The organism is Spirosoma luteolum, from assembly GCF_054778875.1.
The window spans coordinates 258,168-280,110 of sequence record NZ_BAAGZE010000005.1 but is presented as its reverse complement, the minus strand read 5'-3'; the positions used below and the strand labels follow the sequence as shown (position 1 = coordinate 280,110).

The 21,943-nt window shown below is 58.8% G+C and carries 18 protein-coding genes; 5 read left to right on the top strand and 13 right to left on the bottom strand.

Annotated features, from left to right (window positions below; translation table 11 throughout):
* Positions 1-14 precede the first annotated feature (14 nt).
* Together ACYVAC_RS08845 and ACYVAC_RS08840 are read right to left on the bottom strand one after the other, a co-directional pair.
* Positions 15-2,210, bottom strand: a complete 2,196-nt coding sequence (locus ACYVAC_RS08845) for a M28 family peptidase (RefSeq protein WP_461097261.1) — start codon at positions 2,208-2,210, stop codon at positions 15-17.
* Positions 2,211-2,350: 140 nt separating this feature from the next.
* Complete coding sequence (locus ACYVAC_RS08840; RefSeq protein ID WP_461097260.1) at positions 2,351-3,070, bottom strand: DUF4292 domain-containing protein; 720 nt, start codon at positions 3,068-3,070, stop codon at positions 2,351-2,353.
* Between the two features lie 192 nt (positions 3,071-3,262).
* Between ACYVAC_RS08840 and ACYVAC_RS08835 the strand changes: the two genes are divergently transcribed.
* Positions 3,263-4,474, top strand: coding sequence for a nucleoside permease (locus ACYVAC_RS08835; protein ID WP_461097258.1), 1,212 nt, complete (start codon positions 3,263-3,265; stop codon positions 4,472-4,474).
* 232 nt (positions 4,475-4,706) lie between these two features.
* Here ACYVAC_RS08835 and ACYVAC_RS08830 read toward each other — a convergent pair whose 3' ends face one another.
* The gene (locus tag ACYVAC_RS08830) at positions 4,707-5,843 is read right to left on the bottom strand and encodes an acyltransferase family protein (RefSeq protein WP_461097257.1); all 1,137 of its coding nucleotides are present in this window, start codon (positions 5,841-5,843) and stop codon (positions 4,707-4,709) included.
* A 207-nt stretch (positions 5,844-6,050) separates the two neighbouring features.
* Here ACYVAC_RS08830 and ACYVAC_RS08825 point away from each other — a divergent pair, with 207 nt between their 5' ends.
* The 4 genes from ACYVAC_RS08825 (at position 6,051) to ACYVAC_RS08810 (ending at position 9,766) form a co-directional block, all read left to right on the top strand.
* A complete protein-coding gene (locus ACYVAC_RS08825) occupies positions 6,051-6,827 on the top strand; it encodes an exodeoxyribonuclease III (RefSeq protein ID WP_461097256.1) in 777 nt (258 codons plus the stop codon).
* A 116-nt stretch (positions 6,828-6,943) separates the two neighbouring features.
* Positions 6,944-7,525: a pseudouridine synthase gene (locus tag ACYVAC_RS08820; RefSeq protein ID WP_461097255.1), complete on the top strand. Its 582-nt coding sequence runs from the start codon at positions 6,944-6,946 to the stop codon at positions 7,523-7,525.
* 121 nt (positions 7,526-7,646) lie between these two features.
* Positions 7,647-9,038, top strand: coding sequence for a sensor histidine kinase (locus ACYVAC_RS08815; protein WP_461097254.1), 1,392 nt, complete (start codon positions 7,647-7,649; stop codon positions 9,036-9,038).
* A gap of 74 nt (positions 9,039-9,112) precedes the next feature.
* Complete coding sequence (locus ACYVAC_RS08810; protein ID WP_461097253.1) at positions 9,113-9,766, top strand: hypothetical protein; 654 nt, start codon at positions 9,113-9,115, stop codon at positions 9,764-9,766.
* On the opposite strand, the gene ACYVAC_RS08805 is transcribed toward ACYVAC_RS08810, so the two are convergent.
* The 10 genes from ACYVAC_RS08805 to ACYVAC_RS08760 form a co-directional block, all read right to left on the bottom strand.
* A complete protein-coding gene (locus ACYVAC_RS08805) occupies positions 9,763-10,374 on the bottom strand; it encodes a 3'-5' exonuclease (protein WP_461097252.1) in 612 nt (203 codons plus the stop codon). The two genes, ACYVAC_RS08810 and ACYVAC_RS08805, sit on opposite strands and share 4 nt — an antisense overlap.
* Before the next feature lie 296 nt (positions 10,375-10,670).
* Positions 10,671-11,597 (bottom strand): bifunctional riboflavin kinase/FAD synthetase, encoded by a 927-nt coding sequence (locus tag ACYVAC_RS08800; protein ID WP_461097250.1) that lies wholly within the window; start codon positions 11,595-11,597, stop codon positions 10,671-10,673.
* A gap of 49 nt (positions 11,598-11,646) precedes the next feature.
* Positions 11,647-12,348 (bottom strand): tRNA pseudouridine(55) synthase TruB, encoded by a 702-nt coding sequence (truB, locus tag ACYVAC_RS08795; RefSeq protein WP_461097248.1) that lies wholly within the window; start codon positions 12,346-12,348, stop codon positions 11,647-11,649.
* A 105-nt stretch (positions 12,349-12,453) separates the two neighbouring features.
* Positions 12,454-13,299: an undecaprenyl-diphosphate phosphatase gene (locus ACYVAC_RS08790; protein ID WP_461097247.1), complete on the bottom strand. Its 846-nt coding sequence runs from the start codon at positions 13,297-13,299 to the stop codon at positions 12,454-12,456.
* Between the two features lie 115 nt (positions 13,300-13,414).
* Positions 13,415-13,741: a DUF3098 domain-containing protein gene (locus ACYVAC_RS08785; RefSeq protein WP_461097245.1), complete on the bottom strand. Its 327-nt coding sequence runs from the start codon at positions 13,739-13,741 to the stop codon at positions 13,415-13,417.
* Between the two features lie 70 nt (positions 13,742-13,811).
* The gene (locus tag ACYVAC_RS08780) at positions 13,812-14,693 is read right to left on the bottom strand and encodes a cell division protein FtsX (protein WP_461097244.1); all 882 of its coding nucleotides are present in this window, start codon (positions 14,691-14,693) and stop codon (positions 13,812-13,814) included.
* Positions 14,694-15,095: 402 nt separating this feature from the next.
* Positions 15,096-16,637: a glycoside hydrolase family 32 protein gene (locus ACYVAC_RS08775; RefSeq protein ID WP_461097243.1), complete on the bottom strand. Its 1,542-nt coding sequence runs from the start codon at positions 16,635-16,637 to the stop codon at positions 15,096-15,098.
* Positions 16,638-16,719: 82 nt separating this feature from the next.
* Positions 16,720-17,679 (bottom strand): methylenetetrahydrofolate reductase [NAD(P)H], encoded by a 960-nt coding sequence (metF, locus tag ACYVAC_RS08770; protein WP_461097242.1) that lies wholly within the window; start codon positions 17,677-17,679, stop codon positions 16,720-16,722.
* Positions 17,680-17,693: 14 nt separating this feature from the next.
* A complete protein-coding gene (locus ACYVAC_RS08765; RefSeq protein WP_461097241.1) occupies positions 17,694-18,536 on the bottom strand; it encodes a phosphatase PAP2 family protein in 843 nt (280 codons plus the stop codon).
* Between the two features lie 24 nt (positions 18,537-18,560).
* Positions 18,561-21,938 (bottom strand): UvrD-helicase domain-containing protein, encoded by a 3,378-nt coding sequence (locus tag ACYVAC_RS08760; RefSeq protein ID WP_461097240.1) that lies wholly within the window; start codon positions 21,936-21,938, stop codon positions 18,561-18,563.
* Positions 21,939-21,943: the final 5 nt, after the last annotated feature.

The following is a 21,943-nucleotide window of genomic DNA, read 5'->3' as shown; positions in this document are numbered from 1 at the left end:
CCGTTGTGTCGGGCCTATTTGCTGCCACCCAGGGCCGCCGGTACACCCATCGTCTGCGACAGGGTTTGCAGCTTCTCGCTCAGCGTGGTGATGGCTTTTTTATACCGGCTTTCCAGATCGGGCAGGTTAGCCGTCGACTTCAGGGACGCTTCGTAGAGCAGGCCCGGCAGCATCCACGACGCGTAGCCGCTGTTGGGGTCGGAGGACGCATAGAGCGAACGGTACCAGCTGCCGAAGGCGTTGCCCTTTGGGTCGATAAAAGCCCGTTCCAGCAGGCGCAGCTCCCGGTTCAGCTCGATCAGCTTGTCGGTGCGGCCGGCTTTGAGGTACTGCTGCTGGGCGGCTTCGCAGGCGTCGGCGCTCCGGCTCAGGTCGGCCACGGCATCCAGCAGGGGCTTGATACTGTAGGTTGGGGCATAGGCCTGAATAGCGCGTTCGGCAGCTTTCAGGTGCACGGCCAGGTCGGTGGGATAGCGCTTCACATCGTAGGGTACCAGATCGGCATTGGCCAGCCGCAGTGTCATGGTGCCCACAATCTGTTCCATCATGGGGCCCATCTTGTAGGTCGGGTCGGCAAATTTGTCGTAGAAGAACAGGTCGTCGTACTGCGAGTGGTAGAGTGTTGGCCCTTCCATACCGGCGCTCAGCGAGGGGATACCCACATGCATGTAGGGCGCAATGTGGTCGGAGCCCCCGCCCAGGTTACCGATGGTGGGTTCGCCCTCGGCCACGGCCGGCGCCGATGAGCCCGTTACGCGCGTGGGGTTGCCGGCTGCCTTGTTGCCCAGCCACAGCTGATACACCGTTTTGTTGGAGTCGGGGTACTGCACCGCCTGGGTCGCTTCGATGATGAGTTTTTTCATCGAGGGCGAGGCCGACGCGCCAAACGTCCGCCCCGACACGGCAGCATCGTAGTTCATGTAGGCGACGGCTTTCTGGCTCAGCTCGTCGCGAAACTGCTCGCTCCACTCGGCTGACCCGATCACGCCCGGTTCCTCGGCGTCCCAGTGGCAGACTTTAATGGTTCGGCGGGGTTTCTGTCCCGTTTTGGCCAGCTTGCCCAGCGATTCGGTCAGGCTCAGGAGCATGGCCGTACCGGAGTTGGGGTCGGTAGCCCCGTACGACCAGGCATCGTAGTGGCAGCCGGCAATAATCCATTCGTCCGGAAAGTCGACCCCGGTCAGCGTGCCTACCACCTGATAAATGCGCTGGATGGCTTTTTCCTGCTTCACCATCAGCCGTACCGTCAGGGCCGGACCGCCTTCCAGCCGGTAGGTGAAGGGCAGGCCCCCCTGCCAGCCCGCCGGAACGGGTTTGGCGCCGGCCATGCGTTTCAGAATCTCGACGGCCGAACCGTAGGGCAGGGGTGTTACCGGAATCCGGTGCAGCTGTACGTCGGCCATCGCCATCCGTTTGGGCGTGTTTTTGGCGTCGAGGGGCAGCGCGGCTTCGCCGGGTGTCAGCGGATCGCCCGTGTAGGGAACGGTCAGGAGCGAGCCCCGCTGAATGATACTTTCCGAATAGTAGGGGCCTTCGGGAAACGTCAGCCCGCGCATATAACCCGAATCGCCCGGGTCGGTGAAAATAATGACCCCGGCCGCTCCGGCGGCCTGCGCAAACTGGGCTTTGTAGCCCCGGAAGTTGCCGCCGTAACGGGCCAGCACGATTTTGTCCTTTACCGACACACCCATGGCGGCCAGCTGCTCGAAATCTTCCTTGCGGCCGTAGTTGGCGTACACTACTTCGCGCGTCACGTCGCCCGATCCCGACCAGGCGTTGTAGCCGGGTGTCAGCCGCGGGTCGCTGGCGTATTTGTCCTGCGGAAACAGGAACTCCCGGATGTTGAGGGGCTGGCGGGTAGGCGTAACGAGTTCAACGGCAATGTCGCCGGGGCCTTTGGGTAGCAGTACGTCGTGAGGGTAGATATCGACCTGCCAGCCTGCTTTGCGCATGGTTTCGGCAATGTAGTCGCGCACCTTCTCATTCTCGGGCGTCGCCGTAATGTGCGGAATGCTGCTCAGGTGTTCGAGGTGGCTCCTGAAAGCCGCCGACGACTGCTTGGTTTTAAAGTCGGCTTCGAGTTTACGCTGCGCATCCTGCCGGCCCGGCACAAAGCCCGTCAGGCTGGTTTGGGCGCTGGCCAGCGGCAGCCAGCCGCTCAGGAGCAGGGTGCCGAGGAGCCGGCTGTTGGTCAGGTCAAATGTTGGCATACAAAATTGGTTGGGTATTGGCCAAATATCGACATTATCTATTGTTTTAACGGTGATTAACGGAATAATAGTTTGCAAAACAGGCGGGGCGCCGATCGTTGGATCGGCGCCCCGCGCAAAATGCTGTTTTCCTGGCAGGCTTAATTGGGCTTGGCAAACACCGACGGGTTGATGGTGCCGTTCAGGGTCAGTTTGGTAACCGTAGCCGTAATAGTGCCCGGCATACCCGCGCCTGTGATGGCCAGCGTGTAGGGCAGCGTCAGGCCGTCGACGGTTTTATAGTTCGAGAAAACGGCCGAGCCTTCTACAGGCTGCCCCTGCACGGTCAGGCGCGATTTCGACGACAGCAGCTGGTAGGTGGTAGCATCGAGGTAGTAGTTATAAATCCCTTCGGGCCGTGTCACGCTGATGTTATACACGTCTTTGCCATTCAGTTTTTCTTTGCCGACCAGCGCATAGGGCAGCTTGTTCTGTTTGGCGTAGGCCAGCTGCATGCCCGATGGTTCGGTGGTCGACTTCTGAAGTTTGACCATGTCGGCGGGCAGGTCTTCGGCTTTGGTACCGCCCTGCATGGGGTTGATAGCCCAGCCTTTGTCGCCGTCGATGACCTGCGTAATCGTCTGGCCCATTACGGAAATATCGCTGCGGGAGGACTTGCCCACAATAGCGACCGTTTTTGCTTTAAACTCCATGCCCTGTACCGACATGGTTTGTTCGTATTCGGCCGTTTTGACGGCGGCAATTTTGTCGGCGCCACCCAGGGCAGCCACGTGTTTGTTGACGATGTCGTCGGCGGTCTGGGCAAGGGAGGCCGTAGCCAGGCCCAGCAGGGCGACGAGCGTACTGAGTTGTCGTTTCATGGGTTACTAGTCGGATGAACGTATAGACCAAAGATACGGCTTTGCGGGCAGAATCGGGCACGGTCGGCAGCCGTAAAGCGCCCCGACCGACGTACTTTGGGGGGCGGTGGCAACTTTAGCCGGGGCGTTGCTTGCAGGGCTGGGTGGGCTTGGCTACCTTCAACGGCTAAACCAATTACCTTTTTCGTCACAATGTCCTCAACAACCCGCGTTAAGCTGTCGGTCATGATGTTTCTCCAGTTTTTTGTCTGGGGGGCCTGGTACGGACAGATGAGTAAATACCTGCTGACCGATCTGAAAGCGACCGGCGATCAGGTGGGCAATGCCTACGCTGCTTTCTCGCTGGCGATGCTGATTTCGCCCTTTTTTATGGGCATGATTGCCGACCGGTACTTCTCGGCGCAGAAGGTGCTGGGAGTGCTGAATCTGCTGGGCGCCGTTGTACTGTATTTCATTACCCAAAACACAAACCCCGACCATTTCTTCGGCCTGATTCTGGTGTACTGCCTTACGTTTGCCCCCACGCTGGCGCTCACCTCGTCGATTGCCATGCAACAGATGCAGGTGCCCGAAAAAGAGTTTCCCGCCATTCGGGTACTGGGTACGGTAGCCTGGATTATCGTGACCAATATTGTGGGCTTCTACGGCTTCGGCGACAAGGTAACCATCTTCAAACTGTCGATGTATTCGGCCGCGGTGCTGGGTGTCTTTGCGTTTTTCCTGCCCGACACCCCACCCAAAGCCACGGGGTCGACTTCGGTGAGCCAGATTCTGGGGCTCGATGCGTTCCGGCTGTTTAAGGATCGCTCGTTCGCTATTTTCTTTCTGTCGTCGGTGCTGATCTGCATTCCGCTCTCGTTCTACTACGCCATGGCCAACCCGTCGCTGACCGACTCGGGTATGCTCAATGTCGAAAACAAGATGTCGCTGGGGCAGGCGTCGGAGGTGATTTTTATGTTGCTGATTCCGCTGGCCTACACCCGCCTGGGCGTGAAAAAGATGCTGATCGTGGGGCTGGTAGCCTGGATCATCCGCTTCATCTGCTTCGGCTATGGCGACGGGGGTTCGGGCGAATGGATGCTCTACATCGCCATTATTCTGCACGGGGTGTGTTACGACTTCTTCTTCGTAACCGGGCAGATCTATACCGACAATAAAGCCGGCGACAAGATCAAATCGTCGGCGCAAGGGCTGATCTCACTGGCCACCTACGGTATCGGGATGGGCATTGGCTCCAAAATTTCGGGTATGGTGCTCGACTACTACACCCGCCCCGATGGCACCAAAGACTGGCTGAGCGTATGGCTCGTGCCGGCCGGCATTGCGGCCGTGGTGCTGGTGCTGTTCCTGCTGCTCTTTACCGATAAAAAAACCGTCCCCGCCGAAGCCGACGCACTGGTGTGAGGGGGGAGTTGGAGAGTTATAGGGTTGTAAAGTTATAGGGTTATCGAGTTGGTGGTTAGAGCGTTGGCAAGTTGCAGGGATGGTGTCTGGCAACGAACAATTAATTCCCGTGAGCGCCGACCTTGTTTTCACACATCGCTACACGCAGTAGCTCGATAACTAGCCAACCGGCTAGCCATACAACTCTCCAACTCTATAACTCTATAACTTCTTAACAACTCCCATCCCCCACTTATACCCGAATGTAGATCCGACGCCGGTCGAGCCACCAGCCGGCGGCCCAGCAGAGGAGCATGAAGCTCAGCGCAAACAGCAGCGAGCCGACAGGGCCCGGGGCCAGCGGCTGAAAGATCAGGTTGTTGATGTAGTCGAACAGGCTGACACCCCCGTCCGCCGGAATCATGTAGAGCGTAATGGCCAGTAGCTCGGAGAGCAGGTAGATAAACAAGGGATTTTTGCCCGGAATGACGAAGAAACGGGTCCAGTTGCCCGCCGTCCACGCGCGCACTTCAACCACGTAGATAAGCGTGGCCATAATGCAGAGATCGAGACCAGTGGTCAGCAGGACAAACGGGCTCGTCCAGAGCTTTTTGTTGATTGGGAAAACCTGATCCCAGCACAGCGCCAGGAAAATAAACGTAACGCCCGTCAGCAGTAGTTTGGCAATGGCCTCGTAGCCCTTGCCACGCTGCTGTACGAAAACCCCTGCGTAATAGCCCACAACAACGTTGACCAGGGCCGGCAGGGTACTCAATAAACCTTCGGGGTCGAAAATAAGACCGTTGCTGTGGTAGAGGTGGTCGTCGCCCAGCATGAACCGGTCGAGTCGCAGCACCGCGTTGCCGGTAGGGGCGAGCGGGTCGGCCGCGTCGCCGAACGTCAGCAGCAGCAGCCAATAGCCGACCAGCGCCAGCACACTGACGATGACCACCTGCCGGAAGGTGCCGAAATAAACCAGCAGCGACGCCAGGCCGTAGCAAACGGCAATGCGCTGCAAAACGCCCCAGATGCGGGTTTCACTGATCGGGAAAGGCAGTAGATCGCCCGAGGGACTGAGCCGAAAAAACGGGAACCAGTACATCAGGTAACCCAGCAAAAAAATCAGGGCCGTTCGCTTCGCCACCTTGGTCAGCACGGCGCCGGTGCCGAGGGCGTGGTATTTCTGCATGGCAAAACTCATGGCATTGCCCACGACGAACAGAAACGACGGAAATACCAGGTCGGTAGGGGTAAAGCCGTGCCAGCTGGCGTGGTTGAGCGGGCCAAACGACCGGGAGCCACTGCCCGGCGTGTTGACAATAATCATGAAACAGACGGTGATGCCTCTGAACACATCCAGCGACAGAAAACGGGTACCGGTATTGGCCATACAGTTTAGTAAATAGAGGAAGAAGCCGGCTGTTGGCGTGGGTGGCGCAGCCGAAATTGACGCGGCAAAGTACATAATAGTCGCCCCCGTTGCATTACGGGCGCTAAAAAACCCGTGCGCACCGAAGACCGGGTACGCTGGGTCTCTGGCCCGCCTTTGGTAACTTGCGCCCCCGCCGACCACTGGTTTTGGTTGGCGCTCATCCCGATGGAACTGATCTCCTACAACATAAACGGTATCCGGGCGGCCCTGCGCAATGGCCTGACCGACTGGCTCGCCCGGCATTCGTTCGATATTCTCTGCTTTCAGGAAGTGAAAGCGACGCACGACGTGGTCGATCTGCAGCCCCTGCTCGACCTGGGCTACCAGTACCACTGGCATGCTGCCGAAAAGAAAGGCTATTCCGGCGTGGCCACATTCTCCAGAATCGCGCCTACGCAGGTGGTGATGGGTTGCGGCCTGGCCGTGTACGACTGCGAAGGGCGTATCCTGCGCACCGACTTCGGCGACCTGACCGTCCTGAACTGTTATTTCCCGTCGGGTACCACGGGCGCGGCCCGGCAACAGGTGAAAATGGCGTTTCTGGCCGATTTCTACGACTATGTGCAGACCCTGCGGCAAACCCGGCCAAACCTGATCGTCGTCGGCGACTACAACATTGCCCACACGCCCCTCGATATTCACGACCCCGTCCGCAACAAAAACACCACGGGCTTCCTGCCTGAGGAGCGGGCCTGGATGGACCAGTGGTTTGGCTCGGGCATGGTCGACAGTTTTCGCGACCGGCATCCCGACGAGGTAGCCTACAGCTGGTGGAGTTACCGGGCGGGTGCCCGCAGCAGCAATAAAGGCTGGCGCATCGACTATGCCTCCATCAGCGAGACCCTGCGCCCCCGCCTGCTCGACTGCCGCATGCTACCCGACGCCGTCCACGCCGACCACTGCCCGGTCTGGCTGGCGTTGAGCGAGTCGGTGGTTGAGTGATTGCGTGGCGGATATAAAGCACGTTATGCAACGACCCCGGGTGTATAAACGCTGTTGCCGCGACTAAACAACAGACGATTCGCTCAAGGGCTCAATCTCTCATTCACTCAATGGTTATGTATTACCTCCTCTACAAGCCCATGAACATGCTCTCGCAGTTTAGCCGCGAGGGCGACAAGGCTACCCTGGCCGATCTGGCGTTCCGGTTTCCGCCGGACGTGTACCCGGTGGGGCGGCTCGATGCCGACAGCGAGGGGCTGCTGTTGCTGACGAGCGACAAGCAATTGAATCACCGCCTGCTGAATCCCCGGTTTCGGCACAACCGCACCTACTACGTGCAGGTCGAAGGGACACTGACCGACGAGGCCTGTGCGCAGTTGTCGGCGGGGGTAACTATCTCGGTCGACGGAAAGCCCTATCACACCCTGCCGGCCAGCGCCCGCCCTCTGCCCGAGCCGGCCCTGCCCCCGCGCGTACCGCCCATCCGCTACCGCGCCAGCATCCCGACATCGTGGCTGGCCATCGCGCTTCACGAAGGAAAAAACCGGCAGGTCCGGCGCATGACGGCTGCTGTCGGGTTTCCCACACTCCGGCTGGTGCGGTGGGCCATCGGATCCCTGACCGCCGAGGGCATGCAGCCCGGTGAGGTAGTAGCGCTCGACAGGGAAACCGTAATGCGTGGCCTGAACATAGGTTAACCTGTTAATTGTTAATGAGTTAGTGTAAAACGAAAAAAGGAATGAGCATGCGGTAAACCCAAACGAACGTGTAGCTTTGTCAGAAGCCCACTGGTCAATACCGGTTACCGGCCCGCTGCCTATGACCCCTTTTTCGGCCTACGCGACAGTCCGCCTGTTTCTCGATGGCATGCTCGCCATGATGGCGCTGTATGCGCTGCTGAGTTTCTGTCAGCAACGGCGGGCTATCTACTGGCAGTATGCCCTGTACATCGGTACCATGATCGTGGTGTTCCGCATCGACGACGAAGAATACAAACGGGCCGACTACCTGCCGGGCGTAAATTTTTACGCGTCGAACCTGGAGGCCATCGCCTTTATTCTGTATATCCGGTTTGCCATTCTGCTCATCGACATTCCCCGGCAGGATGCGTTTACGTATGGGGTACTCAAAGGGATGGTGGCAATCCTGGGGGCGGGTATACTGATCGATACGGCGCTGTGGCTGGGTCATACCGCCGACATGGTTCGCAGCTCCGTGTACACCATGAACCGATTTGGTGTTGCCCTGACGGCGCTGGTCGTGGTGCCGCGCATCATTCGGCTGCGGCAGCCGGTAGTCAACTACTTCATCGCCGGTTCCACGCTGTTTGTAGCGGGCTGTCTGGTGGCCCTGGTCATCAATTTCGCCCCGTCGCTGTTTACGCGCGAAGCCGGCAACCCCTTCACCTTTCCCATTAGCTTCATGCAGATTGGGGTGGTGGGCGAGGTGCTGTGTTTTACGCTGGGCATGGCACTGCGTAACCAGCTAATCGAACGCGAAAAAATAGTTTACCAGGCCCAGCTGATCGAGCAGCTACGCGAAAATGAACAGAAGCAGCAGCGGCTGGAGCGCATTCGCGATGATATTGCCCGCGATCTGCACGACGATGTGGGGTCCGATCTGAGCACGATCAGCATTCTGAGTCAGGTGGCGGCCCGGCAGGTCGAACGGCAGCCCGACGAGGCTTACCAGACCCTCAATACAATAGCCACAACGGCCCGCCACATCATCACGGCCATGCGCGAAATTGTCTGGAGTTTGCGCTCGGTCGAAACGTCGCTGGAGAGTTTCTGTTTCCGGCTGCGCGAAACCGCCGAGGCCCTGTTTGCCCATCAGGCTACCCAGCTTTACCTGCTCCTGCCCGACGACGCGCTGCCCTGGCTGCTCCCCGCCGAGGGGCGACGCGATTTGCTGCTGATGGCTAAGGAGATGATGCACAACGCCCTGCGCCATGCCCAGGCCGACAGCGTAACGGTACGTCTCTGGATCGAATCGGATGTGTTTTGCCTGTCGGTCAGCGACGACGGGCGGGGGTTCATGTACGACCCGGCCCGGCCGGAGCGGGGCACAGGCCTGCGCAGTATGCAGCAGCGGGCCAGCGCCCTGGGCGGTCAGCTCCGGGTCGATACGATGATCGGACAGGGTACCCGTCTGACATTTTCGGGTCCGCTCGTCCCGGCTCCGCAGTCCGAAATAGCCGAAGTTGCCTAAGCCCGGCACCCAGCGTGTAACCGCCCATCCGTTCGTTGCCCGTCCGGCCCGAAAATCACCCTAGCTTCGCCCGTATGCAATCAATTCGCTGGATCGACTCGCTGCGCACCCAGACCTGGGCCTGCCTAACCATCATTTACCTTCGCTACCTGCTCGGCGGGGCTTACGTCTACGCCGGCTGGGGAAAGGCGCTCGGCGGCCGATTCATGCCCCAAACGCCGGTTACGCTGCTACCCGGCGACCCCCTGTCGATCGGGGTATTCTTCGAGGTGCTGTTCCGAACCGGCTTGTGGTGGCAGAGCCTGGGGGCGGGGCAGGTGCTGGCGGGGGCGCTGCTGCTCACCCAGCGGTTTGCGGCCCTGGGGGCGGTGGCCTACCTGCCCATCAGCGTGTGCATTTTTCTGATAACGCTGTCGATGGCGTTTCACGGGACGCCCGTGCTGACGGGCCTGATGCTGCTTGGCAATCTGGCGCTGCTGGGCTGGAGTTACCGGCAACTGAGTCCGCTGCTGCTGCCCAACCGGAACCGGTCGACTACGGTGGTAGTGGACGCCGATCAACTTGGCCGGCCGGGCTGGTGGGAGGGCATCGGGGGGCTACTCCTGCTCACATCGCTGTCGTTCGGCAACCGGACGCAGGTGATGATCTGGTTGCTGACCTGCGTGGCGCTGGGCCTGGCGGGATTACTGGGCTTCTGGTGGGGGAGCCGGCACCCGGCCCGGCGCTAGAGCTTCATGCCATCGGCCAGCCTGAACACCTCTTTCAGGCATTTGGCCGTCAGGTCGGCGTCTTCGAGCGCGTTATGAAACCCATCTTCCCGGGCGAAGCCGAAATACTGGGCAATGGCCGTCAGGCTCAGCCGGTCGGGGGCTTTGCGCCCATTGGCTTTCAGCACCCGGAATGTGAAATAGCTCAGGGTGTGGAGGTCGATGAGTACCCGCGAGAAGGGCCACTTCATCTTTTCGTAGCGGTAGGCTTCCTTCAGAAAATTGATATCGTTGATGACGCTTTGCCCGCAGATAATCACGTCGCGGAGGTAGGGCGTGCGGTCGAGCTGGTTGGGCGGTACCCGAATACCCAGTTCCTTGCAGATCCAGTTTTCCAGCTCCGGCAGCACATCGTACATCATGGGCGCATCCTGCAGGTCGGCCAGCGACAGGTTATGAATTTTCTCGGCCGACGAAGAAAAGGCGTCTTCGTTTTCGGGGTATACGTTGGTCAGGTACCGTCCCTTCTCGATCCACTGATCGTCGAAGAGCACCGCGCCAATCTGAATGATTTCGTTATAGTCCGGCTCCGGGCCGGTCATCTCCAGGTCAAGAACAAGGTAGGGCATGAATGTTCAGTAGTCGGTTTACAGTATTCAGTTTACAGTATTCAGTATTCAGTATTCAGTATTCTGTTTGCGGTTTACAGTCTGTAGTAGGCTGGTTTTCAGTGATTGGGTTTTGGGCTGCGGTACGTACGCTTCGGGCTACCCAGTCAATAGCAGGCGGTTGATTGAGTCGCTCATCCGGATCGGCCTGGATAGGTGCTCCCATTAAGGGAATACGAGTCGCCCGGCAGCCGTAAACGCCGAAAACTGAAAACGGAATACCGTAAACCATAAACTGAAAACCGCAAACTCACCCCTTACACCAGCAGCTTTCGGGCAGCCGCTTCATCCTGCTTCAGCTGACCAACCAGCGCCGAAAGGCCATCGAACTTTTGCTCAGGGCGCAGGAAAGCCCGGAATTTCAGGGTGATGTGCTCGCCGTAGATGTCGCGGTCGAAGTCAAAAATGTAGGTTTCGATGGTCTGATGGGTACCGGCTACGGTGGGGCGGAAACCGATGTTGAGCATACCGCTGAACCGCTGATCGGCATACACCACATCGACGGCATAGACGCCATTGGCCGGAATGAGCTTCACCGGATCGTCGACCTGCAGGTTGGCCGTCGGAAAGCCAATCGTGCGGCCCAACTGCCGTCCCTTCACCACCGTTCCCGACAGGCTGTAGGGGCGGCCCAGAAAGCGGTTGGCTACGGCAATGTTACCCTCCTCGAGAGCGGTCCGGATCTTGGACGAGCTGACGCCAACGGCTTCAATATCCTGCCGCGGAATTTCTTCTACCTCGAAGCCATACTCGCTCTGGTGGCTCTGGATGTAGTCGAAGCCGCCCTCGCGGTCGCGGCCGAAGCGATGGTCGTAGCCAATTACGAGCTTGCGTGTGCCAATCCGGTCGATCAGCACCTGTCGGATATACTGGGCCGAGGATAGCTCAGAGAAAGCCCGCGTGAACGGAATCACGACGAGGTGATCGACGCCGGCCTGTTCGAGCAGTTCGATTTTTTCGTCGAGTGTCGTCAGCAGCTTCAGGTCGAGGCTGTCGCTGGAGAGCACCATGCGGGGATGCGGCCAGTAGGTGATCAATACCGACTGACCGCCGGTTGCCTGGGCAATTTCGGTCAGGCGGGCCAGAATGGTCTGGTGGCCACGGTGTACCCCATCGAAGGTGCCGCTCGTCACAACGGCGTTTGGAATGGGCTGGAGGTCGTCGAGACCGCGATGGATAAGCATAGGCATTCAGAAACGTTGCCCCGGTGCCGGAGCGGCCCGCAGCCGGGCCTTACTGACTGATAGCCGCCTGGTGTCGGCTGATGAAGTGGTCGAGGGTATCGGCGTCTTCGATCCGAAACGCACCGATGCGGGTTCTCCGCAGCGCGCTCATGTAGGCTCCGTTATTGAGTAGCAGCCCCAGATCGCGAACCAGACTGCGAATATACGTGCCCTTCGAGCATATTATGCGAAAATCAACCTCGGGAAACCGGCCCGCATCGACCTCGAAGAGCGACACGGTTACCTGTCGGCTTTTGATGCCTCCTTCGACCTGATCGCCCGTTTCGCCCCGGCGAGCCTTTTCGTAGAGTCGCTCGCCGTTGACCCGGATGGCGGAGTAGATAGGTGGCACCTGCAGAATGTCGCCGGTTAGTTGCCGGGCGGCTTCCGCAATGGCTTCGGGGGTGATGCCGCTGGTGTCGTATTCGGCATCGAACCCGGTTTCGAGATCGACCGAGGGGGTTGTTTTACCCAGCACCAGCGTACCTGTGTACTCTTTCTCCTGCGCCTGAAAGGTATCGATCTGTTTGGTCATCTTGCCCGTGCACAGGATGAGCAGCCCCGTGGCGAGGGGGTCGAGCGTGCCGGCATGCCCTATTTTCTTGAACTTGCAGGCATACTTCAGCTTGTTGGCTACGTCGAACGACGTCCAGGTAAGGGGTTTATCGATCAGGATAACCTGACCGGGATCGGGGGTTGGTAACGGCGTCAAACGAACGGATTTTTTGAGGGGAATACGGTTTCGGCGTCCAGGTGCCGGTTATTCCCTGCGGACACCCGACCACTGAAAACAAACTACTGAGTACCGTAGCCGGCTTTACAACACATCGATTTTAACACCGGCTGCGAGCAGACCCAGCAGCAGCAGCCCGAGGGCGATGCGGTAGTAGCCAAATACCTTGAAGCCATAGCGGGTCAGGAAACCGACAAAACCCCGGATGGCCAGCAAACCAACCACAAAGGCGATGGCGTTGCCAATCAGCAGGGTCGAGTAGTCGGCTGGTTGAAGCAGCTTGTAGGTTTTCAGCAGTTTGTAGCCCGAGGCTGCCGCCATGGTCGGCACGGCCAGAAAGAAAGAGAATTCGGCTGCCTGTGTGCGTGTGAGGCCCTGAAACATACCGCCGATAATGGTGGCTGCCGACCGCGACACGCCCGGAATCATGGCGATGCACTGAAAAAAGCCGATACGCAGCGCATCGGGACCCGTCACGTCGTGGTCTTTGGGCTGCGCATTGGTGAACTTGTCGATGAATACCAGCACGATCCCCCCCAACAGCAGCGAAATAGCCACCACCGTTACGTTTTCGAGCAGCGAATCGATGAAGTCATTCAGCAGAAAACCAATCACGGCCGCAGGCAGAAACGCAATCAGGATTTTAGCGTAGAAATCGACCGTCCGCTGAAATCGGTCGGGAAACTGCCGCACCCAGGCGGGCGCCTGAAAATCGTCGGTACGGGTATCGAGCAGAAAACGGCGGTGGTACAGGACCAGCACCGACAGGATGCAGCCAAACTGAACGTCGACTGTGTAAAGCTTGGTGAACTCGTTACCGGCGATACCGGCCAGGGATGAATAAATAATCATGTGCCCCGTTGAGGATACCGGCAGAAATTCGGTAAGCCCCTCAATGATGGCCAGCGCAATCGCGTGAATCAGGTCCATTGAAAAAAGGTGTACAGCTATAGGGTTGCAAAGTTACAGCGTAATCGAGTAACTAAACGGCTATTCGTTGCGTCAGCTAACAATCCAACCATACAACCCCATAACTGTACACCATTTACGCCCTGGGTTTGGCCAGAATGGCGAAAAACTCGATGACGAAGCCCGCCATCACAACCAGAGGGCCCAGCGTAAGGCCCAGAAAACCGAAGCCAAACTCCTCTTTGTCGAGGCTCATGATGAAAAAGCCGGCCAGGATAGCCGCAATGCCGATCAGCATGAAGGTGTAGTTCTGCCGACCGAAGGGGAGGGCGGCACCCGCCGGTTCGGCCCCCGTTGTTCGGGCCGTATAGGACTTGGGCGGCACGGTCGTTACCGGTGCGGTCCGGGCGGCAGGCTCTTCCCGAACGGGAGCGGCTGCCGGGTATTGCTTATCTTTTGCCATAATCAAGCGTAGGTTTTCGTGCGTTCGTTATCATAACCATCAACTGCGGGGCGGTCGATGTGTTTGTCAATCAGTGGAGTTCGTCGAGCGAGAGGCCCAGGTACCGGTGTACGGCCTGAAACGTGCTCAGGAACCCGATCAGTACGCCCAGCCCCACAATGCCGGCCAGCAGCATAACCAGTTTCTGGGTGTCCTGAAAGGCAGCCAGCTCGGGCATGTGCTGAATGGCCAGTTGCAGCCCACCGACCAGCAGGCCCACGGCCAGCACGCCGGCCAGCAGCCCCTGCCACATACCCCGACCCAGAAACGGCCGTGTTATGAAGCCATTGGTAGCGCCTACCAGCTGCATGCTCCGGATCAGCATCCGCTGGGAGTGCAGGGCCAGCCGGATGGTGTTGTTCATCAGTACCACAATGATCAGCAGCATGATGAGCGCAAAGGCCGACATGATGGCATAGATACGGGTGATGTTGCGGTTGATGCTGTCGACCAGATTTTCCTGATACACCACTTCAAACACGCCGTCAATCGACTCCAGATCTTTTTTTACCCCCTGTAGCTTCGACTCTTCGAAATAGGCTTCGTTGAGCTTGACCCGGTAGCTGTCGCGCAGGGGGTTCTCGCCCAGAAATTTGGAAAAATCTTCTTTGGTTTCGGCAATGAATTCGCGGGCAGCTTCTTCCTTGGGAACAAACGTCACCTGGGCGCTGTCGGCACTGTGCAGCGTGTAGGGGCGGCTGCCAATGGCGGTCGCTAACGTCCTGACTTTATCGGCATTCAGGTCTTTATCGATGAAGACCCGAACCTCGTAGTTCTCCCGGATGTACTGTACCAGCCGCTTGGACTGGATGGCCAGCATACCGCAAAAACCGATCAGAAACAGGGCCAGGGTCAGGCTGAACAGGATCATACCGCTGGGGTATGCGCCCACTTTTTTCTTTTTACGAGCCATGCTGGATGTTCGTGTGAGGTAACAAAAGTAACGTTTATGACCGGGCAAACGGCCAATTTAAGAAAATTTAAGCCAACCGAAGGGGAGGGGGAGTAGCGGGTTGTGGCGTTGTCGGGTTGGCGAGTTGTATAAGTACAGAGTTATCGAGTTGTGGCGTTTGTGGGTGGAAGGGTAGGGCTCAGGGAAGAATTAGCGCACGTCTTATAACACAGCGGTTGAGGGTAGCCAATGGCTGTTTACCTAGAGACGTGTGAGCGTGTACGCCGATTAGGCCTGCTGGTGAGAAAAAGGCCCCTCCAGGCGCCAGATGCTCCCCAAACACCCCAACCCCAGGACCCACTAACCTCGTAACCATCCAACTTTCTAACTCGCTGACCTGTCAACCCTGCAACGTTAGTTTTCCTACTTCCAGATCGTTTCGACCGGCCGGATACTGGCGGCCCGCAGGGCATTACCGAAAAACTGAATGCCCCGGCTGTCGGGAGCGGGGAAGATCTGATTGGTCAGCGTGGCTTCGCCATCGTTGGCAAAAACTTCGACTGATGAGCGGTCGACCCAGATCTGGAGCGACACCCGGCCATTCTGCGGCTTCACGGGTGCCGTGAACCGCCCCGGAAACTCACTCTTGAAGGCGACCTGTCCCGAGCGCGTCCGGTCGACGTACACCTGCTGCTTCACCGGGTCGTAGCCCACCACCGTTTCATGGTTCTTGTTCTGGCAAAGCTTCACACCGGCGTCGCTCTGCGTCGCGTCGAGATCGATCGTCAGCTGGTAGGTTTCGGCGTCGAAGCCGCTGGCCAGCAGGCTCTGGTTAAGGGCGCCGGGGTCGAAACCAGCCCACTGGAAGGCCGGTCCGAGCAGCGTTTTCAGCTCCTGAATGGGGCGTTGCCGCAGGTCGTACCCCGTGGCGGAATTTTTGGAAAGCCGCAGTTCGCGGGGCAGGGTCATGGCCCCCCGAAACGAGCGGGTTGGTATCTCGTTGGCATACTGCCAGTTGTTCATCCAGCCGAGGCTGATGGCACCGCGGTTGCCGCGGATTGGCATGTTATTGAACGTGATAGCCGCGTAGTAATCCTTACCCCAGTCGAGGGGGCGGGCCGCCGGCGTTTTGGCATCGCGCACAAAGGTTCGCCCGTCGAACTGCCCCACGTAATACTGCATGCCCGAACCACCCGCTACCGCGCCACTGCCTACCGACAGCAGCAGTACCCATTTCCGCTCCACGGTTCCGTCGACCGGCACTTCGACCAGATCGGGACATTCCCAGATGCCACCGGCCGGGGCGCCGGCTTTGCCCGGTTCAGCACCGGCAAACTCACCCGAGCGGGTCCAGGTTTTGAGGTTGGTCGATTGAAAGAAAATGGCTTTGCGCTCGAGCGGCAGGGCGGCCACCATTACCCAGCGTTGGGTGGGCTCATGCCAGAACACTTTGGGGTCGCGAAAGTCCTTCTTGTTCAGATCGATAACCGGGCGGTTGCCGTACTTGGTCCAGGTGCGTCCCTTGTCGGTGCTGTAGGCCAGATACTGACTTTGATTGGTGGGCTGGGCACCCGTGTAGAGCGCTACCATGGCCGGTTTACCCTCCTGGCCAAAGCCGCTGGTATTGGCTTTGTCGACCACGCAGGTGCCCGAAAAAATCATGACCGGTGGGGCTTCCGGAATGGCAACCGGCAGTTCCTGCCAGTGCACCAGATCCCGGCTGATGGCGTGTCCCCAGCTCATGTGTCCCCACTGCGTTCCGACGGGATTGTGCTGGTAAAACAGGTGATACTCACTGTCGAAATAAACCAGTCCGTTGGGGTCGTTGATCCAGTTGACGCGGGGAGAATAATGATAGAACGGCCGGAAAGCCTGCTGATAGAGCGTGTCGGAAGGCATACGCTGCGCCAAAAGAGCAGGAGTCATCAGCCCTGCGGAGATGGCAAGCGATAAAACGCGGATCATGGATACCGGGAAAACAGAAACAAAGGGTAATATCGCAGTTTTGCCTGACAAAAGTTAGTCCAGTTGACTAGATTAAGCTGGTTTAAAAGAGCGCGCTGGCTACTTTATACACATTGTCGGCTTTCCCCATGGTATAGAAGTGCAGCACGGGGGCGCCGGCCGCAACCAGTTCGCGGGCCTGCTGAATGCTCCACTCGATACCCACCTGCCGCGCCTGCTGATCATTTTCGCAGGCTGACACGGCCTGTGTCAGCTCATCGGGCATGCGGAGGTGGAACAGCCGGGGCAGAACCTCGAGTTGCCGGCGCGTACTGATGGGTTTCAGCCCCGGAATAATGGGCACCGTAATGCCTGCCTGCCGGCAGCGGTCGACAAAATCGAAGTACTTCTGGTTGTCGAAAAACATTTGGGTGACAATGTAATCGGCGCCCTTGTCGACCTTCTGTTTCAGATACTGAAAATCGATGTCGTGATCGGCCGCTTCGAAATGTTTCTCGGGGTAGGCCGCAACGCCGATGCAGAAGTTGCTAGCTGTCAAGGTAGTATCGTCGGCATGGAGGTACCGTCCCTGGTTCATGTCGGCTACCTGGGCCACCAGCTCACTGGCATACGAATAGCCATTGTCTTTGGCTTTGAAGGTGCTGAACGGCTTGGCCGGATCGCCCCGGAGCACCAGCACGTTGTCGATACCGATGTAGTTCAGATCGATCAGAAAATCTTCCGTCTCATCGCGCGAGAACCCGCCACACAGTACGTGCGGCACGGCGTCGACGCCGAAGCGGTGCATGATAGCCGAGCAGATACCGATGGTGCCGGGCCGTTTGCGGGTCACGATTTTCTGAATCGTGCCATCGGGCAACGGCCGTTCGATGTACTCCTCCCGATGGTACGTAACGTCGATAAACGGGGGTTTAAACTCCATCAGGGGCTCGATGTTGTCGAGCAGGCTCTTCAGCGTATCGCCTTTGATGGGCGGGATCACTTCGATGGAGAAAATCGGTTTGCCGTTGGCGGCCTTGATATGGTCGGTAATCTTTGTCATGAGCAGACGCAAAACTAACGGGAAAACACCAGCATCCGCGCGTAAATTCCGCTTGACTGCCCATTGCTCCACGGTTGCAGGTCGAGCCGGCGGCCCAGCGCTGTTTTGCCCGTTACTTCGTGGAGTTTGGGAATGCCCCAGCCCACCAGCGAACCGAAGGCCGCGCCGGCAATCAGGTCGGTCGGGTAGTGCATGCCGGCTTCGTAGCGCAGCACGGCCGTAGCCGTGGCCAGTCCCAGCGAGCCGCCCCAGACGAGACCCCTGAACCGGGAGGCTGGAAAATAATGCCGAAAGACTTCACCCGTAAACACGGCCGTGGCGAAGGCGTTGGTAGTATGGCCCGAAAAAAAGGACTGTCGCGAACTCCGATCGAGTTTCGTATCGAGGGGGGCATTGGGGTTGTAAACGTACGGGCGGGTGCGTTCGGTCAGGTTTTTAACCGAGCGTTGCACGCCGTTGGCCAGCAGCAGCGTTTCCAGAAACATAACGCCCACGGTTTTGACCTCCCGGCGCATGACCGGCGTGCCCAGCGTGAGCAGACCGGTTACGGCCACATTGCCCAGCAGGGTAGCATCGCTGAGGTGACTGGCGGTCGTGCTGTACTGGTAGGCGGCCCGGCGATCGAAGGCGTTGATATCGGCGCGGTTGAGCGAATTCACCTCGGCGACCGTAAGTGGGTCCAGTTTCTGCTCCAGTACCAGCGAGGTAACGCCGGTAGCCGCGCCCAGCCCCAGTAGCCCTACTTCGCGGCCGGTATTGAGCTGGTAGGGGGTCTGCGCCCGGAGGGGCGTCACCTGCAAACTAAGCGTAAGCAGCAAGCCCGTCAGCAAACGGGGGGCAGTAGGTAGCAATCGCATAGGGTAGGGAGTATACGCAGGTAGTTAAACAACCGAAACGACAATCGGTTCGGCGGCCAGCCACACAAGCCGGCCCTCGACATTCGGAAACCCCATGTCGCGGTAGAGTCGGGTGAAGTACGTGAGGCTGGCGGTAGGGTCGGTTTCGGGTTGGGTTTCCGCTGCCGTGACCGATTCGTACTGAACCAGCACAACCCGGCCGTCGGGAAAATGCACCACGCGGTGCGGAGCGCCCATCAGTTTGTTGTTGCTCAGAATGCTGCGGTCGGTATCGACACGCAGGGTGGGATCGAACAAGTGATGCAGGTCGGGGTGTTCGACAATGGCCTGTAGGCTGGCCCGCAACTCGTCCTGTTCGGCCTGCCGCACCAGCCCTTCGCTCACCAGCCGGCGCAGGGCCCGGTCGAGGTCGGCGGCTCCGCGCAGCAGGCTCAGCGCTGCGGCCAGTTTGCGGTCGCGTTCGCGGGTGCGCTCGAACGTGGCCACGTCGAATACGCGGTCGGCCTGCCGGCGCAGCTGCAGGTTTTGGCCCCGGCTCCCGCTGATCACCGTATCGACAACGATCTGACCGGTCAGGTCGGCCCGTTTCTGGTGCGTGTTGCCATCGCTGCACACGTGCAGTACATATTCGGTCTGGCCTTCCTGCCACTGATTGCCACAGCTGAGCGCCATGTCGCTCTCGGTCAGGAAATGCAGCAGCCAGTCGGCTACATTACCGCTTTTCGGGTCATCGCCCGCTTTGGCCTTTCCGCCCGCTTTGGTTGCTTTAGGTGCCTGAGTCAGAATGTAGAGCCGGTCGGTGGGGCGGGTGAAGGCCACGTAGAGCAGGTTCATGTTTTCCAGAAACGTCCGGGCCACTTCTTCGGTATATTGCTTTCCGACCGGCTCGGGCGCTTTCTCGAGCGATTTGCTGGGTTGTACGGGGGCACTCACGAGCCGGCTTACTTCGCCCGTGTCGGCCTGGTAGGTGAGTGCGTCAATGTCGAGCCCGGCCAGATCGACCCACATGGTGCCCTGCGCATTCGGCGTGGTCGACCAGTTGGCAAACGGAATGATAACGACGGGAAACTCGAGGCCTTTCGATTTGTGGATGGTCTGGATACTGACCGCGTTGACCAGCGCGCCCTCGACCGAGATTTTCTGGCGCACGCCCTCCCAATGTACCAGGAAATCGCTCAGGTGACCGCTTTGTTTCTGGTTAAAGGTCAGTACTTCATCCAGAAACCGGAACAGAAACGGATTGTGTTCGGCCTGGTTGAAGAGGTTGAACTGGGCGGTGAGCTGCTCGGTCAGTTCGTAGGGGTTCAGTTGGCCCAGGGCGTAGGGGTCAAGCGGGTAACCTTCGGCCTGCAGGTAGTCAAATACCGCTTCGTGCCCGGCCTCGGCCACCGCCCGGAGCTGTTCGGTAAGGGTATCGTTCGGGAAAATACCCCGGATGACGCGGTGGTAGAGGTAAAGCAGTTCGTAGCGCAGCAGGAGCTGATCGGGACGCTGCAGCACCTGCATCACGGCAATGAGCCATTTAACCGGTTCCGAAAACTCGAGCGACAGCGAATCGGCTGAGATCAGCGGAATCCGCAGCCGGTTCAGCTCGTTGGCCAACATGCGGGCGTGGTCTTTTTTACGACACAGTATGGCGATATCGCCATACTGGTATCCTTCAGCCAGCGCTTTGTTGAGGAGCTCGAGCGTTTTGTCGAGCATCTGCCGGGTAAAGGTGGCCCCATCTTCTACCTCACTGTCTTTCTCTTTCGGGATAAAATTGATCTGCACGTGGCCCTTCTCGGGCGTGCGCTCGCTGGTCTTCTGGTGAAACTGCCGGGCTGCGTCGAAGACATCGGCGATGCGGGGGTGTTTCTGTTCGAAGGCGCGGGCCGTGAACTCAAAAAACTGGTTGTTGAACTCGATGATGGGCCGGGCGCTGCGCCAGTTGGTATCGAGTAATTCGGGCTCAATCAGCCCGTGCAGCGTGTCGAGCCGGTCGGCCGTCCAGGAGTCGACCCCGTGGGTTTCTTTCAGGCTGTCAAGATCCTGCCGGTGCAGCGCCACAATCTGATCCATATCGCCCCCGCGAAACCGGTAGATCGCCTGCTTACCATCGCCTACAACCAGGTTGAAATGGCCGGCCGCCAGCGAGTTTTCGATCAGCGGCAGCAGGTTAGCAAACTGCAGCCGCGAGGTGTCCTGAAATTCGTCGATCAGGATGTGGTTGTACCGGGTACCCAGTCGTTCGTACAGAAACGGAACGGGTTCACTGCTGACGATGCTCAGGATTTTTTTGTTGAACTCCGAGATATGCACGCGCCCATCCCGGCGCAGGAGGTCATCGAACTCAACGCGCATCTGCCCCAGCAGGGCCATCTTCTGAAGGTGCGGAATCAGCGCATCGAACAGGGCCAGCTGCTGGCCGCTGGTGGCCCGAATGGTGTCGATGGCGTCGAAACAGGCGCACAGTTCATCGGCCATGGCGTCGATAGCGGCCATCACCGACAGGGGTGTGCCCTTGGCCATGTATAATTCCCCCGTAGTGCGTTGGGTCCGGTGCGTAGCCGATGGCTCCTTGTGGGGCTCTTTTTCGACGATGGCTTTAAAGTAAGCCGCCAGGCTGTTGCGCTTGCCTTTGAAATCGTCTTCTGTGAGCCCCGCACCGGTAATCAGCGACCAGGCCCGCTGAGCGTGGCCCACAATGTCGGCTTCGATGGTTCGGTTGTGGCTCACGAGCTGACTCCGGATGGTGCGCAGGGCCGTTGGCGACAGGGCCTGCACGGCACTCACGGCATCGTAATGCTGATCGGAGGTCAGGTTTTTGCCGAACTCCTTCAGCGTTGCCGGCAACTGGTTCCAGCTCTTGCCATCTTCGGCCGTCAGCCGGTAATACTCGCTCAGGATGGTCGTGATTTCGGCCATCTCGTCGGTGCCGGCCTTCTCGATCAGGTTGTCGATCGCCACTTCGAGCACCGCTTCGGTATCCATTTCGACGTCAAACGAATAGGGCAGGCCCAGTTCATCGGTAAAGGCCGTGACTACCCGCTGCGTAAAGGCGTCGATGGTTGTCACGCTGAAGTCGGCATAGTTGTGCAGAATGGTTCGGAACACCAGTGCCGCTCGCTGCCGCAGCCGGACCTGCATAGCCTCGAACGCCGGAGTGCCCGGTTCGGCCTTCGAAAAGGCGCGGGTCAGATCGTTGAGCAGCGGAGACGCCGATTGTTCGCCGGAGATGCCCACCAGTTCTTTCAGAATCCGGTTGCGCATTTCGTTGGCCGCTGCATTGGTAAACGTAATGGCCAGAATGGAACCGAAATAACCCGCCCGCTGATCGGGGTCGAGCGCCAGCCGGAGGTACTCCCGGGTCAGGGTGTAGGTTTTGCCGGAACCGGCCGATGAACTGTAAATCTTAAGCATAACGG